The organism is Roseibium sp. MB-4 (assembly GCF_053005265.1).
The window spans coordinates 1071307-1089307 of record NZ_JBRKQB010000001.1 but is presented as its reverse complement, the minus strand read 5'-3'; the positions used below and the strand labels follow the sequence as shown (position 1 = coordinate 1089307).

Below are 18001 nucleotides of genomic sequence, written 5' to 3'. Positions count from 1 at the left end.
AGGCTTGAAAGGGGTATCCTTCCCGCGCCTTTTCTTCTTGAACTGGCGCCCCTTGAGCCAAACCAAGGCCAAATCCCAAATGTCTACAGACCCCACGACACGGGAGACTTGGAAATGCGCAGAACGGCATTTCTCATGTGTGCACTCGCTGCCTCACCAGCCGCGGCGCACGACAGTTCGGCGCCTTTGACAGGTGAAGAAGCGCTTGAACATCACCACTTCGGAGAGGATGTTTTGGAGCTTCTAGTTCCGGAAGCCGAAGCCTCAGCGAACATCACGGTGGATGGCAACACACGGCGGATCCGCGCCGATGGTTATCCGATCAAAAAACCGGGCACCTTCCCGAACCGCAACAATCCTCATTCAATTTCCAAGAAAAATTACAATCTCAAGGTTCCGCTCACTCCCCGCAAGACCGGCCGTGCGTCAAACGCCCAAGGGGCTGTGTTCGGCATTGCGATCAATGGCGTTGTCATGGATCCCGGTACGGCGGAATACTGGCAGAATGATCGCCGTTCTGGCTGGAATTATGAGGCGCTGGGCGGGGCCTGCAAGCTGGGGCTCGACAAGTACAATGCCCATGTGCAGCCGGACGGGACGTACCACTACCACGGCATTCCGATCGGGGTTCTGGCCGCTGAAGGCGGTAATTCCGTTCCCGCGCTGATCGGATGGGCAGCGGATGGATTTCCGATCTACGGGCCGTATGGCTATTCGAACTCTGAGCAGAAATCGGCGGTGAAGAAGCTGAAAAGCAGTTATCGGGTTAAGAGCGGAACCCGTCCAAACGGGCCGGGCGGGCGTTACAATGGCAAATTCACCCAAGACTGGACCTATGTGCCAGGGGCGGGGGATCTGGACCAGTGCAACGGCCGTTTCGCCGTTACCCCGGAATATCCGAACGGCACCTATCACTACGTCCTGACAGACAGTTTTCCTTACATTCCCCGCTGCTGGATGGGGGCCGCGGACAGCAGTTTCAAGCGCTTGAAACGCCGCGCGGATGGGGGAGTTGATGATGCCGAAAGCCAGTTTGCAGAGCTTGCAGCTGATCCCGAAAGCAATGTGCCAACAATCGATTTCACGGCAATGGCGGACAACAGCGGAGTGGCTCTGACACTAATCCAAGCACAGGGTGGCCACCGGCCCCGGTTCCTTCAGGGCGGTCACCGCCCGCCACCCCCGGGGGCTGGGCCGCGCCATGGTCAGCGCCGGCAAGGTGGCCGCGGCCCTTGCAGTGGCAGCTGAATAAGGAGACAAGGGTGCGTGGGCATGCGCACCCTTGTCATTTTTGAACAGTGTGCTCTGCCCACGGATTGAAACTGGGGGCTTTTATGAAATCAATTTTTTTACCGGCACTCTTTGCGGGCGTGTTGGGCGCAACGCATGTTCAGGCGGCTGATGATGCCGGGGCCAGTTTTCTTGAACGATGGGACATAAACAACGACGGCGCTGTCTCCCTCGAAGAAGCCGAAAAACGCAGGCAAGCTCTGTTTGCAAAGCTTGACACCAACAAGGATGGATTTCTGGACAGCGACGAGTTTACCGTCAGCGCGGAAACCGGGGCAGCTTCCGGGTCCGAGGACACGTCCATGTTGATGGGGCTCGACCTGAACGACGTCGACGGCGACGGCAAAGTGTCAGCCGGTGAATTCATGTCGAATTCGGGCACCTGGGTCGACCTGATGGACGAAAACAAGGATGGTGTGGTCAGTGCCGAGGAATTTCAGACCAAATGGCACGACCGCGATGCACGCATCAAGTTGCGCTAACACATGCGGGACTGTTCTCTCGCAAATGTCACCCGAACAAAGCTGTGCTTGACGGTTGTGCGCGCGAAAAGGGATAAGGATCGCTCGTGTTCAAAGACCGGAATGATCCATGACGCAGCAGCCGCCAAAATCTGCCTTTTCCGCCTGTCCTCATGACTGTCCGTCCACCTGCGCGCTGGATGTTCATTTCTATCCCAATGGCGATGTGAAGCGGCTGAACGGTGCCAAGGACAACGCGTACACCGCGGGTGTTATCTGCGCAAAGGTCGCCCGCTACGCCGAGCGGCTTTATCACCCGGAGCGCTTGCTGAAGCCCTTGCGGCGGGTCGGCAAGAAGGGGGAAGGGCGGTTTGAGGAAATCTCCTGGGACATCGCGCTGGACCTGATTGCCCAAAAGTTCCTGGAGGCAGAAGCCGAATTCGGTGCCGAGAGCGTCTGGCCGTATCACTACGCCGGGACCATGGGGCTGGTGCAGCGCGACAGCATTCACCGCCTGCGCCACGCCAAGGGCTACTCCCGCCAGTTCGACAGCTTCTGCACCAACATGGCCTGGACTGGATATGTCGCAGGCACCGGCAAACTGGCCGGGCCTGACCCGCGCGAAATGGCCGTCTCAGACCAAATCGTGATCTGGGGCACCAACGCGGTTGCAACGCAGGTCAACGTCATGACCCACGCGATTGCGGCTCGAAAGGCGCGCGGGGCCAAGATCGTTGTCATCGACGTCTACAAGACCGAGACCATGAAACAAGCGGACGTCGGCCTGATCTTGAAGCCGGGGACCGACGCCGCACTTGCCTGTGCAATCATGCATGTACTCTTCCGGGATGGTTTTGCCGATTGGGATTATCTGAGCAAATACACGGACTTCCCGAAGGAACTGGAATCACATCTTCAAACGCGGACACCAGAATGGGCAGCCGCGATCACCGGTCTTGAGGTGGCCCGGATCGAAGAGGTTGCCCGGATGATCGGCGAGGTCAAGAAGACATTCTTCCGTCTCGGCTACGGGTTCACCCGCGCACGCAACGGCGCGGTGGCCATGCATGCGGCCGCCTCCATCGCAGCGGTCACCGGTGCCTGGCAAGTTGAGGGCGGCGGTGCGTTTCACAACAACGGCGCGATCTACCAACTGAACAAGGAGATGATCGAGGCGAACAGTCTGATCGATCCATCTGTCCGGACGCTGGATCAAAGCCTGATTGGGCGTATTCTGACGGGCGATCAGGACGCGTTGTTGGGCGGGCCTCCGGTCAAGGCCATGCTTATCCAGAACACCAACCCGATGTCGGTCGCCCCGGAACAGGAGCTTGTGCGCAAGGGGTTCGAGCGTGAGGATCTCTTCACCGTCGTCCACGAGCAATTCATGACGGAAACCGCAGAAATGGCGGATATCGTCCTGCCAGCAACGCAATTCCTCGAGCACGACGATATTTATAAAGGCGGCGGCCATCAGTATCTTCTGCTTGGTCCAAAGGTGGTCGAGCCACCTGAAGGGCCGAAGGAAAACCTGTTTGTTTTGAACGAGATCGCAGCACGCGTTGATTCAAAACCTCATGCAGGATTTGAGAAGAGCGCGCGCGACCATATCGCTTGGATGCTGGAAAACTCCGGCTATGGCACCTTGGAAAATCTGGAAGCAAACAAGTGGATCGATCTGCAACCCGATTTTGCCGAGGCGCATTACCTGAACGGCTTCGGTCATGCGGATCAGAAATTTCATTTTAAACCGGACTGGGGCCGCTCCGCTGCCCCCAACAAGCCCGCTGGCGATCCCTTCGGTCCGTGGCAGCAGATGCCCGAATTTCCGGATCAGTGGGATGCAATTGAAGCCGCAAACGAAGAATGTCCGCTGCGACTGGTGACGGCGCCGGCGCGCTCGTTCCTGAATTCCAGCTTCAACGAGACCGATGGCTCGCGCAAGAAGGAGGGTCGGCCGGAAGTCTGGCTGCGGCCGCAGGATGCCGAAAGGTTCGGAATAGCTGATGGCGCCAAGGTGAAGATGGGCAATACGCGCGGCGCGGTCACGCTGCACGCGCGGTTTGTTGAGACGGTCGCCCCGGGCACGGTGATTTCGGAAGGCATCTGGCCGAACGAGGCTTTTGAGGATGGTCGCGGCATCAATACGCTAACCGGTGCCGACCCGGTCGCCCCTTACGGTGGCGCAGCCTATCACGACACAGCCGTGTGGGTGCGAGCGGTTTAGATGCTCAAGCTACCCTTCGTACAGTAGATAGTTCATAACAAGAGTTCTTCTTACATCATAAGCAATTTGCCGATTTTGTTCGACTTGCTCATTCGTTTCGGAGATCCATTCGCGATATATGGTGTCACTTGGTGCGAAAACGCGATTGATGAGGCTTCCTTCGCTTTTAGTGTTCAGCTCGGGAAGTTCTTGAATCACGGCCTTTACTTTCTCGGTATCCGTAATGTTTTCTTCAAGATGTTTTCGGAACAATCGACTGATTTCCGATGCGATTTCGGGGTTAATATATAGCGGACGTAGTGCAAGAGCAGTCGGCTCCACGTCTTTATCAGATCCCGGAAAATTCGCGTTCATATCTGTGGTGAATGAAAACTCGTCGACGTTTTTCCCGCTCAATGATGTCGACTTGAGTACAGCTGATGCCCAGGGGACCTGTCGAACCAGTGGTGCAATTGCATCCAGCGTTAGCGAAAACTCTTGCTGAGCCTTAAGCGTAATTGTTGAGGAAACTCCGAGATCTCCTTCGAACCAGTACACCGTCTCCGGTATTACCCACCCACCAGTAGCACCTGCCCAATTAAGATATTTGGGGCACTTGGATGCATCTATGACTGTTGGTATGTCGAAGAGACCAATCGCCAGATCGCTAGCATAAGCTCGGAATGCGGACTGGTTTCCTGAACCCGAATAAGTTGCGGTGTCTTGCCGGGAAATAGTGTTTTCGTAGGATCCTCCTAAACCGAGAACTCCGCCATTTATGGTAAAACTCTCATACCAATCGATGTTTTGACTAGTTGTTTTGACAGCGAGTGTTCTTTTTTGCCGAAGCGGTGAAGTGCTACGATTTGATCTGATGCAATTGGAAAGACTGTGAACTCGATAGTTTTGAGGTCCAAATATTTTGACTAAGTCACCAGCTTTCATGGGTCGGAATGTGTTCAATACAATGATGCTTGGGTCACTGAAGTACCCTCGGTAAAACTCACGATCGATTATTTCTTGCGCGAAAATCGGTTGTGGGGCGAGCATTAGGAAAATGAAGGCGGTTATAAGTCGAGCCATAGTTGTCTCCATAAAGAGGCGAGCTGCGAATATAATATAACTTAAAGTAGCAAAGAGTCATGTGTTTGCTGTTTCACACGAAAGCGTTCATCTGAAAATCGCGAACGTACTTATTGGGTCTCGTTATTCAGAATTAGGCGCGGAAGACACCAAAAGACTGATAAACGGTTTGTAAAACCAAGAATACAATCTTGATTTTCAAACTCTCAGAGTCATTGTCTAGAAAGGCCTAAAGGACGAGGCTTGCCGATTTCATACCGAACGTTTTTTATCTGATTGGAGTGGCAATATATGAAACCAAGCCAACTCATTTGCAGGGTATTTTTGCTGCTTTTTATTGCACTTCTTTCAATTCCAGCCAGGGCATCATCGTCTGATGTCGCGGGGCAGACAGTTCCATGGTGGTCAAGCCCCGGTGAGACGGACACAACGGCGTTCTCTGCGCTCGTGCTCCTGTTTCTTTTGTTGTTTGCTGTCTTCCATATGTACGCGCGGTTCGATCGGTTCGCGGAGAAGCACAATGAAGGAACACCCCTTCAGACCACAATTCCGACCCTCTTGATGATTGCGTTTGCGTACGAGATTTTTCCGCCTTTGAGCCATTTCAGTATTCTCCTGCCGCTCTCCTTGATTGCGACGGCTCTCGCACGGGATCTGATGCTCTGGTTTGAGCCGATGAAAGAACACACGCTGAAGGGGGAGCTTGAGGGAATCATGCTCGAAGAGCTGCAGCATGAGCATCTTGGTGAGCACGACCGGGATGGAAAACGGGTCCGAACCGCCCCCAAACAAGCCGCCGGCCAAACAGTGACAGCAGAGGCTGATGATCTTGAACCTGAACGGCCAGATACACCGCCCCCAACACCAGTAACACCTTCAGGTAAATCCAAAGGAGGAACTGGCAATGATTGAGTTGACCGTTACCTCAATCCCGTTCGTCCTGCGGATCCTTTATTTGCGCTGGCGCGGCATTCCGATCACACTCTACAATGTTCACATTGCGCTCTTTGCCTGGCTGGCATTGGCGTTCGCAGTGTTCTTCACTGTCTTTTATTATTACCCAAAGTCCTACACGGGGTTTGTACCGTTCCGCACAGTTCCCGTTGTCAGCGAGAATGGCGGTACCGTGACCCAGATTTCCGTCGACAACGGAACCAGGGTGGAGCCGGGACAGGTTCTCTTTACCGTGAGCGACGAAACGGAACAGGCTGCGGTTCGGACCGCTGAGCTGAAGTTGGCCGAAATTGACAAGGCTTTTGCTCTTGCGCAAGCGCAGGTTCGGTCCGCACAGGCTTCTCTGGATCGCGAAGAGGCGGTGTTGCAGCAGGCCATCGAGGTCTTTGAAGATCAGGAGGAGCTGCGGGTCCGCCAGTCTGCTGCTTATACGGCGACCCGTTATGAAGCGGCTGTTGCCGACAGGGATGCGGCTCAGGCCAAGGTTTCCCAGGCGCAGGCGATGCTCGACGAGGCCAACCTTCAGCTTGAAGAAGTTATCCCGGCTCAGCGGGCCAGTGCCGAAGCGGCGCTAAAGCAGGCGCAAGTCGAACTCGAGAAAACCGTTGTCCGCTCTCAGGTAGACGGAATGATCGATCAATTGACCCTGCATGTGGGAGCCAGAGCGTCCCAGATCGCGACCAACCCGGCCATGATCATTATACCGGACCGGGATCCGGAGCATCCGAGACGTGTCCTTGCCGGCTTTTCTCAGGTTGCTCGATCGGTCCTTTATGTCGGCATGCCGGCAGAGGTTGCATGTGACACGAACTTCAATGTTGCGATGGTCGATTCCGTTCTTCCCGCGCGAATTGCCGCGATCCAGCCGGAGATCGCTGCGGGCCAGATAACAGCAACCGGCCGTTTGCTGGAACCTTCCCAGTTTTCGGTCCGGGGCGAAGTCACTGTGCTTCTTGAGATGGTTCACCCGGAACACGAGCAACTTCTGGTCAACGGCAGTGGATGTATCGTGCAGACCTATGATCGCAATTTTGGTCATGGTCTGGCCGGCCACGTGTTGAGCGGGCTCGGGATCATCAAGGCTTGGGGACTGCGGATCAAAGTTTGGATCGCTTTGGTCACCGGTGTCGGATTGGCCGGCGGCGGACACTAGGGATTGAACAGCATAAAATCCCGTCCGGCCCCCTCCCTCGGGATTGAGGGGTGGGGCGGGGCCGGATGGGCGGTGCAGCCGGTTCAATGCCTGTGGGAAGGTATCGAAACGGCATTCCCGATCGTGATGTATTCTAAGGAAACGCAGTTAAATCGGCCGCATGGCCACCTTTGAATGCGGGAGGCCAAGCGCCGCTGCATATCTTTTTTAGCTCGTGGCTTTGCTGGTCGAGTTGGTGTCTGGTTCGACGTCGTCGGCCGTCACCAGGCGGCCTTCCTGGGCCTTGTAGAAATACTGGCTTGCGATCAGCCAGCCCTTGAGCGGTCTCAGCATGGGAATGCAGGTCAACAGGATCAGAGGCAAGGTTGTGACGAGGTGCACCCAGTATGGCGCGGTAAACGCGATTTCCAGCCAAATGCCGAAGGCCACTGCGGGGATACAACCAAAGCAGATCACGAAAAAGGCCGGGCCATCGGCCGGGTCGGCAAAACTGTAGTCGAGACCACACACCTTGCAGCCCTTGGCCATGGTGAGAAAGCCGTCAAAAATCTTGCCTTCACCGCAGCGGGGGCAGCGGCCACGAATGCCGGTTTGAAGCGGTGGCAGTTTGGGCCAGTGATGCTGTGTGCTCATGTTTGAAGCCTTTCCGGTCAGGTCTTCTCCTGTCCGCTATATGCAGTCAATTTTAAAATTGACGCCATTTTGTCTGCAGTCAATATCTCAAAAATGAACCTGTTTCGCAAGCAGGGCCGGTGCGGCATTTTGGTTCTGCCGGGAACTCGACCAGTCAGAAATAGGCGGACGCCTGTTCCGGGGAGCTGTCCAGGAGGCTCGCGATCGTCTCCAGTGCCGTGTTCAGATTGGCGCGCGGAACAGGGCCGCCCAGACACAGGCGTACAGCCTCTGCCGATGAGCCGGCGACTGTAAACGCATCACTTTCCGTCACGCCGATCTCGAGGCTGCGCAGCTGGCTTGCAAAACTTGAGCGGGTCCAGCCGTTGGTAAGTGAGAGCCACAGATGAAAACCGTTTGGGTCTGTGCGATGCGCTAGGTCCTGAAAACAGTGCGCGGCAAGCTTTTGCCGCTCCGCGCTTTCGCTTGCGACAGCTGCGCAGATTTCGGTCGCTGTTCCGTCCAGGATCCACTGCGTTGCAAGCGCAACGGTGAGCGGGGCAGGCATCACCTGGCTTGTGCGCAACGCACGGGAGACGTGCCAACCGGCCTTCTTTGTCGGCGCTTGCACGTAGGCAAGACGAAGACCCGCGCCGAGGGTCTTCGACAAGGAGCCGATGTACCATGTGTTCCGGGGGGCGAGTGCCGCCAGCGGCGATGGAGCGGAGGGCAGCAAGGGGCTGTAAGGATCATCTTCCAGGATCGGCACACCATACCGGGCCGCGATACTTGCGATTGCGCGGCGCCGCTCCTCCGGCATTGTGTATGTGGTCGGGTTTTGGATCGTTGGATTGAGGTAAAGCGCTTTCAGGTCACCTGTTTTGCACGTCTTTTCCAATGCATCCGGCACAATTCCGTCGTCATCCATGTCCAGCCCGGTCAGATGCAGACCCATTTGGGCCGCAAGAGATCTTATGCCTGGATAGGTGATAGTCTCGCACGCGATATGATCGCTCGAATTTGTCAATGTCGTCAGGATCACGGCAAGTGCTGCCTGGGCTCCGGGGGCAATCAAAATGCAGTCAGTGTCTGGCGCCAGGCCAGCCTGGCGCAGCCAGAGACTGGCCGCTTCTACGTCTTGCTCTGAGCTCTCAAAGGTCTGATAGCGCATCAGGCTAGGAAGATCGGCAGAGAGCACGCAAAGGCTCTTCTGCATCTTCGCCTGAAGCTCGGGGGCATTGGGCTCAGGCGGCAGGTTCATGGAAAAATCAGGAGCAGCCAACCGCGTCGGATTTTGCGGCAGCACGCCGATCGGGAGCGTGTTCTTGTCACCTGAGACAAAAGTGCCGCTGCCAACGAGCGAGGAGATGACGCCTCTGCGGCGCGCTTCATTATAACCTCGCGCAACCGTGGTGAAGTCAAGCCCGAGCTGAACGGCCAGCCGCCGCTGTGCAGGCAGCCGGTCTCCGGTTTTCAAGACGCCCGATGCAATGTCCTCCTCGATGCTGTCGGCAAGCGCGAGATAGCGGGGCGCTGCGCTGCGGCTGAGGTCGGGGCACCAGTCGGTCATTGTCGATCACTTTCCAAATTGACTGCATATTGACTGTATAGCGCAGCCCATCATTTTTGTCATCCCGCGGTAGTTCGGTGAAACGGGGTGAGATGTTTTTCGAACGCGGTGCGCCTTCCAGCATTTCGTCAGGGCTCTATACTGAAGGGCCAGATTGATAACGCCGGGAGAAGACGTTTTGGGATTCAAATCGACTGCCACTGCCATCCTGGCGCTCTGCGCATTCTCAACGGCATATGCAGCTGGACCCGATGGGCCGCCAATCGGTGCAGCGATCAAGGATGTTCCGCTGTTCGATGCGCATGTCCATTACAAGGAACCGGCATGGCAAAGGTTCCCGGTCGAAACCATCATCGAACTCATGGACGAAAACGGGGTCGCCATGGCTTTGGTGTCGTCCACGCCGGATGAAGGCACGATCATGCTCTGGGAATATGCCCCCAATCGCATCGTCCCGGAGCTTCGGCCCTACCACGGCGCGGCCGGGTCCTCAAACTGGACCAAGACGGAGGGGATGGACGCCTACCTGGAGGCGCGTCTTGAAACCTATCCGCACGAGGGTATTGGTGAATTTCACATCCACCGTCTGGACACATCTGATGAACCGCTCTTCCGCAAGATCATCAAGATGGCGAAAGACCGGGATATCTACTTGCATGTCCACTCAGGCGCGGAACCGATCCGGTGGCTCTATGCACTGGACCCGGATGTGAAGATCATCTGGGCGCATGCCGGCCTCTCTACACCGGCATCAGAGGTCTACGCGCTGATGGAGGAATTTCCGGATCTTCTCGCCGACACCTCTTTGAGGGAATGGGAAATTGCCGGACCGGGCGACAAGCTCAGCCCCGAGTGGGTGGAGATCATTCTCGATTTCCAGGACCGCTTGATGATCGGCAGCGACACCTGGGTGAACAGCCAGTGGGAGAACTATTCGGCGATCATGGACATGAACCGCCTTTGGCTCTCCCAGTTCCCGCGCGAGATCGCCGAAAAACTCGCCTACAAAAACGCCGAACGGGTCTTCGGACGCAAGATTTCGATGGAGCAAATCGGAGTGCGGTAAGGGGGCAGTCGTGCTGCGCCTGGAGCGCGTCTGTCAGGTATTACGACTGATCGAGCGGACCCGAAACGGCATGGGTCCTCGGGTCAAGCCCGAGGATGACGCCTGAGGTGATGGAAGGGGTTGTCTTATCAAAAGTGGCCGGGATGGTTTTGGGTGTTTTGTGCGGCGAAGCCGTACTATTTCGTCATTGCTGGACTTGATCCGGCAATCTATGCCGTTGCTTCCAGCCATTACACGTGACGTTTGAAAGATGAAAACGGATCCAGATCAGTTGCGTTCGCGTGATGCGGCTGTCCGGCGCGGACTGCAGTGAAAGTCTTACTGTTGTTTCTCGGCTTTTGCGATCTTGATCAAGCGGCGGGCGAGGTTGAGGTGACCACTGAGTATGTCGCTCTCTTCCTCATGTTGGTCGCGCCACGTTCCGTCTTTCCAAAACTTCATGAGGGTTTTTGTTATTTCGGCGAGATCGTAACCGTTATTCCGGAAATGGCTCTCTTTTATGGTGATGGGCATTGCCTCCCAAGCGGTGCGCGCTTCGTCTTCAAGGCGAGCATCTTCAACATCCCCCAATGATTGTCCATCGTCTGACCAAAAAAAAGCAAGCTGCATCGCCGGAGCAATTTTGTTGGTCCAGATGTAATGCTCACCTATGTTTTCAACGTATCCATGTTCAGCAAGCAGTCTTAACATCGGCCTACACCGAGCAGGCGGAACGAATGGGTCGCGACTGACGGAGAGCTGATCATTGTCGCCAAAACCGTCTATAGCCACATATGCTGACAACGTATTCGTCATGAACCGCGACGGATCACCTTCGAGGTCTTCAAGGATTTTTTTCCGAATAACATCCGGAGCATCCACCTTAAAATACGGTGGCCTGATGTACTTGTTTGGAGCGGACATTTGGAGGTCGCGGAATGCTTCGTAACTCAGTTCATTGTACGGGCTTTTGATACCGTAGCCCGCAACTCCGCAGTTCAAATCCCAGAGGGCATCGCAACCATCGGTAAAATCTCCGCTGTAACTGTGTTCAAAGTAGTCAGGCAAGGCGTATTGCGACAGATCGCCATGCGCCAAGACGTTTTTCAATGATTGTGCAATCTCGACAGCAAGTTCAGCTAGAAGTTGTTTTGAGTTGGAAGGCATAGCGTTCGATCCATTCTCGCTGAACAAAACAGGCGGCCTTAACGCCGACAGATATTTAGAAAACTAAGGCCAGATCAGCGGTGCCGCGGTCTCGTCCGCATCGCCGGTGGCGACTTTGGTACCGCCCTTGATCTTGGCTTTTCCGGACGCCACCAGTTGCAGGGCTTTCGGATAGATCTTGTGTTCCACGTCCAATACCCGAGCCGCGAGGCTGTCAGGCGTATCCTGATCGAGAACCGGCACAGCGCCTTGTGTGATGATCGGTCCGTCATCCATTTCAGCAGAGACAAAATGCACGGTGGCGCCGTGCAGTTTGACGCCTTCTTCAAGCGCCCGTTCGTGGGTGGCAAGGCCCTTGAAAGACGGCAGCAAGGCCGGGTGAATGTTGATCATCCGGCCCGCCCAGGCGTTGACGAGGTAAGGCGAGAGGATCCGCATGAAACCGGCCAGGGCGACAAGATCGATCCTGGCAGCTTTGAGGACGTCATCGACGGAGCGCTCAAAAGCTTGCCTATCGCCGCCGAATTCCGTGTGGTCGACAACCGCTGTGGCAATCCCGAACTCTTGGGCCCGCTCAAGCCCCTTGGCGTCTGGGCGGTTGGAAATGACCAGTGAGATCTCTGCCGGAAAAGCCGGATCCATGGCCGCGGAAATCAAGGCGCCCATGTTTGAGCCGCGGCCGGATATCAGGATGGCGGTCTTTTTGCGGCTCATGATGGCAGGCCCCCGGTTTCGGATTATGGCTTTCGGATCAATGTTGGCGGATTAAAGCTTGAGTGCGCCGTCAAACAGGACAGGGCTGCTGCCAGCTGTTTCAATCCGGCCGATTTCGACAACGGTTTCACCGGCTGTTTCCAGCGCGGCCGAGACCGCTGCGGCTTCATCGCCTGCAACCACAACAACCATGCCGATGCCGCAGTTGAAGGTGCGCAGCATTTCAGCTTCCGCGACACCGCCTTTTTCGGCAAGCCAGGAGAAAACCGGAGGCACGGAGACCTTGGAAAGATCAATGCGCGCAGAAGATCCTTTTGGCAGGACGCGCGGCAGGTTCTCCGGCAGGCCGCCACCGGTGATGTGCGCGAGCGCCTTGATGCCGCTGGTTTCTTTCAGGGCCGCGAGGAGTGGTTTGACGTAGATTTTGGTCGGAACCATCAACGCTTCGCCAAGGGTCTGGCCTTCTGCGAACGGCGCAGCGGCTGACCATTCAAGCCCGGAAAGCTCTACGATCTTGCGCACCATGGAATAACCGTTGGAATGAACCCCGGAGGACGCGAGGCCGAGGAGCACATCGCCTTCTGCAACATCCTTGCGCGGCAGGATTTCGCCGCGCTCCACAGCGCCGACGGAAAAGCCCGCAAGGTCATAGTCGCCTGCAGCATACATGCCCGGCATTTCCGCCGTTTCACCGCCAACCAGGGCAGCGCCCGCCATCTTGCAGCCATCGGCAATACCAGCGACCACATCAGTGGCCGTGTCGACATCCAGCGCGCCGGTTGCAAAATAGTCGAGGAAAAACAGAGGCTCAGCGCCCTGAACGATCAGATCATTGACGCACATGGCAACAAGATCGATCCCGACGGTGCGGTGTTGGCTCGTTTCAATCGCGATCTTAAGCTTGGTGCCAACGCCGTCATTGGCGGCCACCAGAACCGGGTCTGTAAATCCGGCACCTTTGAGGTCGAAGAGACCGCCAAAACCGCCAATATCACTGTCTGCACCTGGACGGGAAGTTGCCTTGACCAGCGGCTTGATCCGATCGACCAGGGCATTGCCAGCGTCGATGTCGACCCCGGCATCGGCATAGGTCAAACCGTTGGAACCGGAAGAAGACGATTGGCTCATGAGGCGCTCCAAAGCTGGCTGCGGTTGGCTTTGCCTGCTGCGCTTACAGCCTGGGGCTTCAGAAAACAAGAGCCGGGCGGGTGAAGTCACCGGCAAATGGCGGGCTCTTGACCTCTCTACCCCTGGCATCCTAACTGCACACAACGAGAGAGTGCCGGGCACAGGGATGCATACCGTGCAGCCGGTAGGCCCTATTCGGAACAAGGAAACCGACACATGACATTGCGCCGTCAGATCCAGTTCTGGCTGATTTCCCTGTTCGCTTTCTGCGCGTTTCTCTATGTGTTTTCAGGCGTCTTGCTGCCGTTTGTGGCTGGCGCTGCCGTTGCTTACCTGCTCGATCCCGTGTGTGACCGGCTGGAAAAACTGGGCATGGGGCGTCTTTGGGCAACGTTCACCATTCTGCTGGCGTTCGTCTTCTTGCTCATTCTGTTTTTTATCTTGCTGCTGCCGGTTCTCGGAAACCAGCTGGCATCGTTTCTTGAGCGCTTTCCGGAGCTGGTGCGCCAGCTTCAGGGGCTAGTGAACGAGCAAATGGGTCAGCGTCTTGCCGAAGCTGCTGGGATCAATCTTGCAGATCTTCAAGCAAGCATGGCCGAAATGGTGGGGCAGGGCGCGGCATTTGTCGGCAAATTGGCGCAGTCTGTTTGGAGCGGCGGGCAAGCGCTTCTTTCGATCTTGTCTCTGTTCGTTATCACGCCCGTCGTAGCGTTCTACCTGCTGCTCGACTGGGATCATATGATCGCAAAGATCGACGGCTGGCTGCCGCGCGATCACCTTGAGGAAATTCGCGGTCTTGCCCGCGAGATGGATGGCGCTGTTGCCGGTTTTGTTCGCGGCCAGCTGTCCGTCTGTCTTTTGCTTGGCGCGTTTTATGCCATCGCGCTCGCCGTTGCCGGGCTGAATTTCGGTCTTTTGATCGGAATGGGCGCAGGCCTCGTCAGCTTCATCCCGTTTGTCGGTGCGGGACTGGGTTTCATTGTCTCCATGGGTGTCGGGGTCGTGCAATTCTGGCCGGAATGGCCGATGATCCTGGTCATCGGTGCAATTTTTGCGGTCGGACAGTTTCTTGAAGGGAATATCCTCCAGCCGAAACTCGTTGGAAACAGCACTGGCCTTCATCCGGTGACGCTCATGTTCGCGCTGTTTGCCTTTGGATATCTCTTTGGATTCGTGGGGATGTTGATTGCAGTTCCGGCAGCGGCCATGATTGGCGTGCTTGCACGATTTGCGCTGAAGCAGTACCTAGCGAGCCCGGTTTATACCGGAAGCCGCCGATTGAGCAAAATCGGGCCTGAGGACACCGCCTCCCAAGAGGGAGCCAACGAGTAGACGAGTTAAGATGGCGGAAACACCGCGCCAGTTGCCCCTGGATTTGCCGCATGATGCTGCCCTCGGCCGCGAAGACTACCTTGTGGGCAAATCCAACCAGGCGGCGTTTGAGCTCCTGGAGCGCTGGCCGGAGTGGCCGTCGCCCGTCATCATTCTCGCAGGTCCAGTCGGTTCGGGTAAAACGCACCTGGTCGAGGCTTTCCGTGATGAGACCGGTGCGGAAGTTCTCCAGGCGCGGGATTTGACCGAGGCTGGCGTTTCCGCGCTTGTCTCAGCACCCGCCTGTGTCGTTGAAGATGCGCATCGTGGCGTCAACAACACGGCCCTGTTTCATTTGCTGAACGCGGCGCGTCAGGCGGGCAAGACGGTTTTGATCACCAGCCGCACATGGCCGGCGTCCTGGAAGATATCCTTGCCGGATCTGATGTCACGGTTGCGCGCGGCAACACCGGTCGAAGTGCTTGAGCCGGATGACGATCTGCTGCGGCGGGTTCTGGTCAAGCTCTTTGCAGACCGACAGATTGCCGTTGATATCGGTGTCGTGGACTATCTGGTCGTGCGCATGGAGCGGTCGCTGGAGGTCGCTTTGAGGGCCGTGGACGCCATCGACCGGGAAGCACTTGCCGGCCGGGTGAAGATCACCAAGCCACTCGCGGGCCGTGTTCTTGAAACTGTCACAAGCTCCGATTAAAGGCCACTCGGCTTGGTCACCCGAATCTTAAGTTCGTCTCATTGTGAAGCCTGCTCGGAACGAACATCTGATTCAAAAGGGTGACCAACAAGTTTATGTTTCTAGTGTGGTTTTCGAATTTGAAGGTCGCTACGGAGCGCGTTGCTGTGACGTGGCGAATTTCAAATTCACCACACTAGGCCATTGAGCTTTCAGATGTTATGACCAGAAGCGACCCGGCAACATGCCGAGTTGAGCTAATGCTTCGGACCGGAGGAACCCGTATGACCGAGACTGTTGACGCACCTGACACTGCATCCTCAGTGCAAAAGGTGCCCAACCACCCGGACATCAAGGCGGCGCGGGATACGGCTGAGCATCTACCGACATCGACAGCCCGGTTTATGAACCGCGAATTGTCCTGGTTGCAGTTTAACCTCCGGGTTTTGGAAGAAGCCATGAACCGCAACCATCCGCTTTTGGAGCGGGTGCGGTTCCTGTCGATTTCAGCCAACAACCTAGATGAGTTTTTCATGGTGCGCGTCGCCGGTCTGCGGGGCCAGCAACGGGCCGAAGTGACCCACCTTTCCGACGACGGATTGACGCCGACAGAGCAGCTGGAGAAGATCAGCGAAGCGGTTCATCAGTTGCAGGCAACCCAACAGCAGATCTGGGGTGAGTTGCGCGGTGAGATCGCTGAAAGAGGCATCGAGATCCTTCATGGCGACCTCTTGGATGCCAACGAAAAAGAATGGCTGGAAGACCATTTCCTGTCCTACATTTTCCCGGTGTTGACACCTCTTGCCATCGATCCTGCCCACCCGTTCCCGTTCATTCCGAACCTCGGGTTTTCAATCGTCTTTGAGCTGGCGCCGACCGGCGGCGGGCGCAGCATGATCGCGCTGCTGCGTATTCCAAGTCAGGTCGCCCGCTTTGTTCAAATGCCCAAGACAAGTGACGGGGCCGAGCGGTTCATTGCGATCGAGAAGGTCGTTTCGCTGTTCATCGACCGTTTGTTCCCGGGGTACGAAATCCGCGGCAAAGGCGCCTTCCGGGTCATCCGCGACAGTGATCTGGAAATCGAGGAAGAAGCGGAAGATCTGGTGCGCTTGTTTGAAAGCGCCCTGAAACGCCGTCGGCGCGGATCGGTGATCCGTCTGGAAATTCAGGAGACGACACCGCCCGCCTTGCAGGAGTTCGTTGCTGATGCCTTGGATGTGGACGGCGAGGAGATCTTCCTCGCCAAAGGGCTGTTGGCGCTGAACAACTTGTCCCAGATCGTGGATCTGGAGCGGCCGGATCTGAAGTTTGAGCCCTACACGGCCCGCTTTCCGGAACGTATCCGGGAACATGGCGGAGATTGCCTTGCAGCAATTCATCAGAAGGACATCATCGTCCATCATCCGTATGAGTCCTTCGACGTTGTTGTCCAGTATTTGCGTCAGGCCGCAAGAGATCCGGATGTGGTGGCGATCAAGCAGACGCTCTACCGGACATCCAACAATTCGCCGATCGTGAAGGCGCTGGCGGAGGCGGCCGAGGCCGGAAAGTCGGTCACAGCTCTGGTCGAACTGAAGGCCCGGTTTGACGAAGAGGCCAACATCAAGTGGGCGCGGGATCTGGAACGTGCCGGCGTACAGGTTGTCTTCGGGTTTATCGAGTTGAAGACCCATTCGAAGCTCTCCATGGTGATCCGGCGGGAGCATGGACAGCTAAAAACCTATTGCCACATCGGGACCGGTAACTATCACCCGATCACGGCGCGGATATACGAGGATCTGTCCTTCTTCACCGATGATCCGGGCGTTGCCGAGGATGCCGCGCGGGTCTTCAACTACATCACCGGTTATGCGGAGCCGGCGGAACTCAATCACCTGGCTGTTTCGCCGGTCAATCTGCGCAGTCGTATGATCGAGTTAACCGAAGAGGAAATCGAACATGCCCGTGCCGGCCGTCCGGCACAAATCTGGATGAAGATGAACAGCCTGGTCGATCCGGAAATCATCGATACGCTCTACAAGGCGAGCCAGGCGGGTGTTCAGGTCGATCTGGTCATCCGTGGTATTTGCTGCCTCCGGCCGGGGATTGCCGGATTGTCTGACAACATTCGGGTGAAATCCATCGTTGGCCGGTTTCTGGAACACTCAAGGATTTTCTGTTTCGGCAACGGTCATGGCCTGCCGTCCCCTGAAGCGCATGTCTATATCGGCTCCGCCGACCTCATGCCGCGCAACATCGATCGCCGAGTGGAGGTGTTGGTGCCGCTGACGACACCGACAGTGCATGAGCAGGTCCTTGATCAGATCATGGTGGCCAACTTGAAGGACAATCAACAAAGCTGGCGAATCCTTTCAAACGGCAGTCACGAGCGTATTGAACCCGGCGCCACTGACGAGCCGTTCAATGCCCATCGCTATTTCATGACGAACCCGTCTTTGTCCGGTCGCGGAAAGTCATTAAAAAGCGACCGCCCGAAGCCTTTCGTTAAGCGAAAAAAGAGAAGATGAACTGGCCATTTCGCTAAGCGATCAGATGCGCGGCGGAAACTGCAATTCTGGAATTGACCCTGTGATCCGATGACGTTAAGTGCAGGCACATTCAAGATCAGCGGCCCGA

15 protein-coding genes are annotated in these 18001 nt (G+C 56.4%); 9 read left to right on the top strand and 6 right to left on the bottom strand.

What is annotated here, in order from left to right; genetic code table 11:
• The first annotated feature begins 114 nt into the window (after positions 1-114).
• From ACVDG4_RS05105 to ACVDG4_RS05095, 3 genes are all read left to right on the top strand, one after another.
• A complete protein-coding gene (locus ACVDG4_RS05105) occupies positions 115-1248 on the top strand; it encodes a YHYH protein (protein ID WP_447234244.1) in 1134 nt (377 codons plus the stop codon).
• Positions 1249-1334: 86 nt separating this feature from the next.
• Positions 1335-1772 (top strand): EF-hand domain-containing protein, encoded by a 438-nt coding sequence (locus ACVDG4_RS05100; protein ID WP_306146910.1) that lies wholly within the window; start codon positions 1335-1337, stop codon positions 1770-1772.
• Between the two features lie 109 nt (positions 1773-1881).
• A complete protein-coding gene (locus tag ACVDG4_RS05095; RefSeq protein WP_447234243.1) occupies positions 1882-3978 on the top strand; it encodes a molybdopterin-containing oxidoreductase family protein in 2097 nt (698 codons plus the stop codon).
• A gap of 9 nt (positions 3979-3987) precedes the next feature.
• Here the strand turns inward: ACVDG4_RS05095 and ACVDG4_RS05090 are convergent, their stop codons facing one another.
• Positions 3988-5040, bottom strand: a complete 1053-nt coding sequence (locus ACVDG4_RS05090) for a hypothetical protein (protein ID WP_447234242.1) — start codon at positions 5038-5040, stop codon at positions 3988-3990.
• A 324-nt stretch (positions 5041-5364) separates the two neighbouring features.
• Between ACVDG4_RS05090 and ACVDG4_RS05085 the strand changes: the two genes are divergently transcribed.
• Positions 5365-5952, top strand: a complete 588-nt coding sequence (locus ACVDG4_RS05085) for a hypothetical protein (RefSeq protein WP_447234241.1) — start codon at positions 5365-5367, stop codon at positions 5950-5952.
• Complete coding sequence (locus ACVDG4_RS05080; protein ID WP_447234240.1) at positions 5945-7147, top strand: HlyD family secretion protein; 1203 nt, start codon at positions 5945-5947, stop codon at positions 7145-7147. Before ACVDG4_RS05085 ends, ACVDG4_RS05080 begins: the two co-directional genes overlap by 8 nt.
• A 207-nt stretch (positions 7148-7354) precedes the next feature.
• Here ACVDG4_RS05080 and ACVDG4_RS05075 read toward each other — a convergent pair whose 3' ends face one another.
• Entirely contained in the window at positions 7355-7780 is a 426-nt protein-coding gene (locus tag ACVDG4_RS05075) for a DUF983 domain-containing protein (protein WP_209176019.1), read from the bottom strand.
• 154 nt (positions 7781-7934) lie between these two features.
• Positions 7935-9329 (bottom strand): aminotransferase-like domain-containing protein, encoded by a 1395-nt coding sequence (locus ACVDG4_RS05070; protein WP_447234239.1) that lies wholly within the window; start codon positions 9327-9329, stop codon positions 7935-7937.
• Between the two features lie 178 nt (positions 9330-9507).
• On the opposite strand from ACVDG4_RS05070, the gene ACVDG4_RS05065 reads away from it, so the two are divergent.
• Positions 9508-10395: an amidohydrolase family protein gene (locus ACVDG4_RS05065; protein WP_447234238.1), complete on the top strand. Its 888-nt coding sequence runs from the start codon at positions 9508-9510 to the stop codon at positions 10393-10395.
• A 318-nt stretch (positions 10396-10713) separates the two neighbouring features.
• Here the strand turns inward: ACVDG4_RS05065 and ACVDG4_RS05060 are convergent, their stop codons facing one another.
• The 3 genes from ACVDG4_RS05060 to purM form a co-directional block, all read right to left on the bottom strand.
• Entirely contained in the window at positions 10714-11541 is an 828-nt protein-coding gene (locus ACVDG4_RS05060) for a hypothetical protein (protein WP_447234237.1), read from the bottom strand.
• 63 nt (positions 11542-11604) lie between these two features.
• Complete coding sequence (gene purN, locus ACVDG4_RS05055) at positions 11605-12255, bottom strand: phosphoribosylglycinamide formyltransferase (protein ID WP_447234236.1); 651 nt, start codon at positions 12253-12255, stop codon at positions 11605-11607.
• 51 nt (positions 12256-12306) lie between these two features.
• Positions 12307-13383 (bottom strand): phosphoribosylformylglycinamidine cyclo-ligase, encoded by a 1077-nt coding sequence (purM, locus tag ACVDG4_RS05050; RefSeq protein ID WP_447234235.1) that lies wholly within the window; start codon positions 13381-13383, stop codon positions 12307-12309.
• 216 nt (positions 13384-13599) lie between these two features.
• On the opposite strand from purM, the gene ACVDG4_RS05045 reads away from it, so the two are divergent.
• The 3 genes from ACVDG4_RS05045 to ACVDG4_RS05035 all read left to right on the top strand — a co-directional run bounded on the left by ACVDG4_RS05045 (position 13600) and on the right by ACVDG4_RS05035 (position 17892).
• On the top strand, positions 13600-14715 hold the full coding sequence (locus ACVDG4_RS05045) for an AI-2E family transporter (protein ID WP_306146919.1): 1116 nt from the start codon (positions 13600-13602) through the stop codon (positions 14713-14715).
• A 10-nt stretch (positions 14716-14725) separates the two neighbouring features.
• Positions 14726-15406 (top strand): P-loop NTPase family protein, encoded by a 681-nt coding sequence (locus ACVDG4_RS05040; protein WP_447234234.1) that lies wholly within the window; start codon positions 14726-14728, stop codon positions 15404-15406.
• A gap of 263 nt (positions 15407-15669) precedes the next feature.
• A complete protein-coding gene (locus ACVDG4_RS05035; RefSeq protein ID WP_447234233.1) occupies positions 15670-17892 on the top strand; it encodes an RNA degradosome polyphosphate kinase in 2223 nt (740 codons plus the stop codon).
• The last annotated feature ends 109 nt before the right edge of the window (positions 17893-18001 follow it).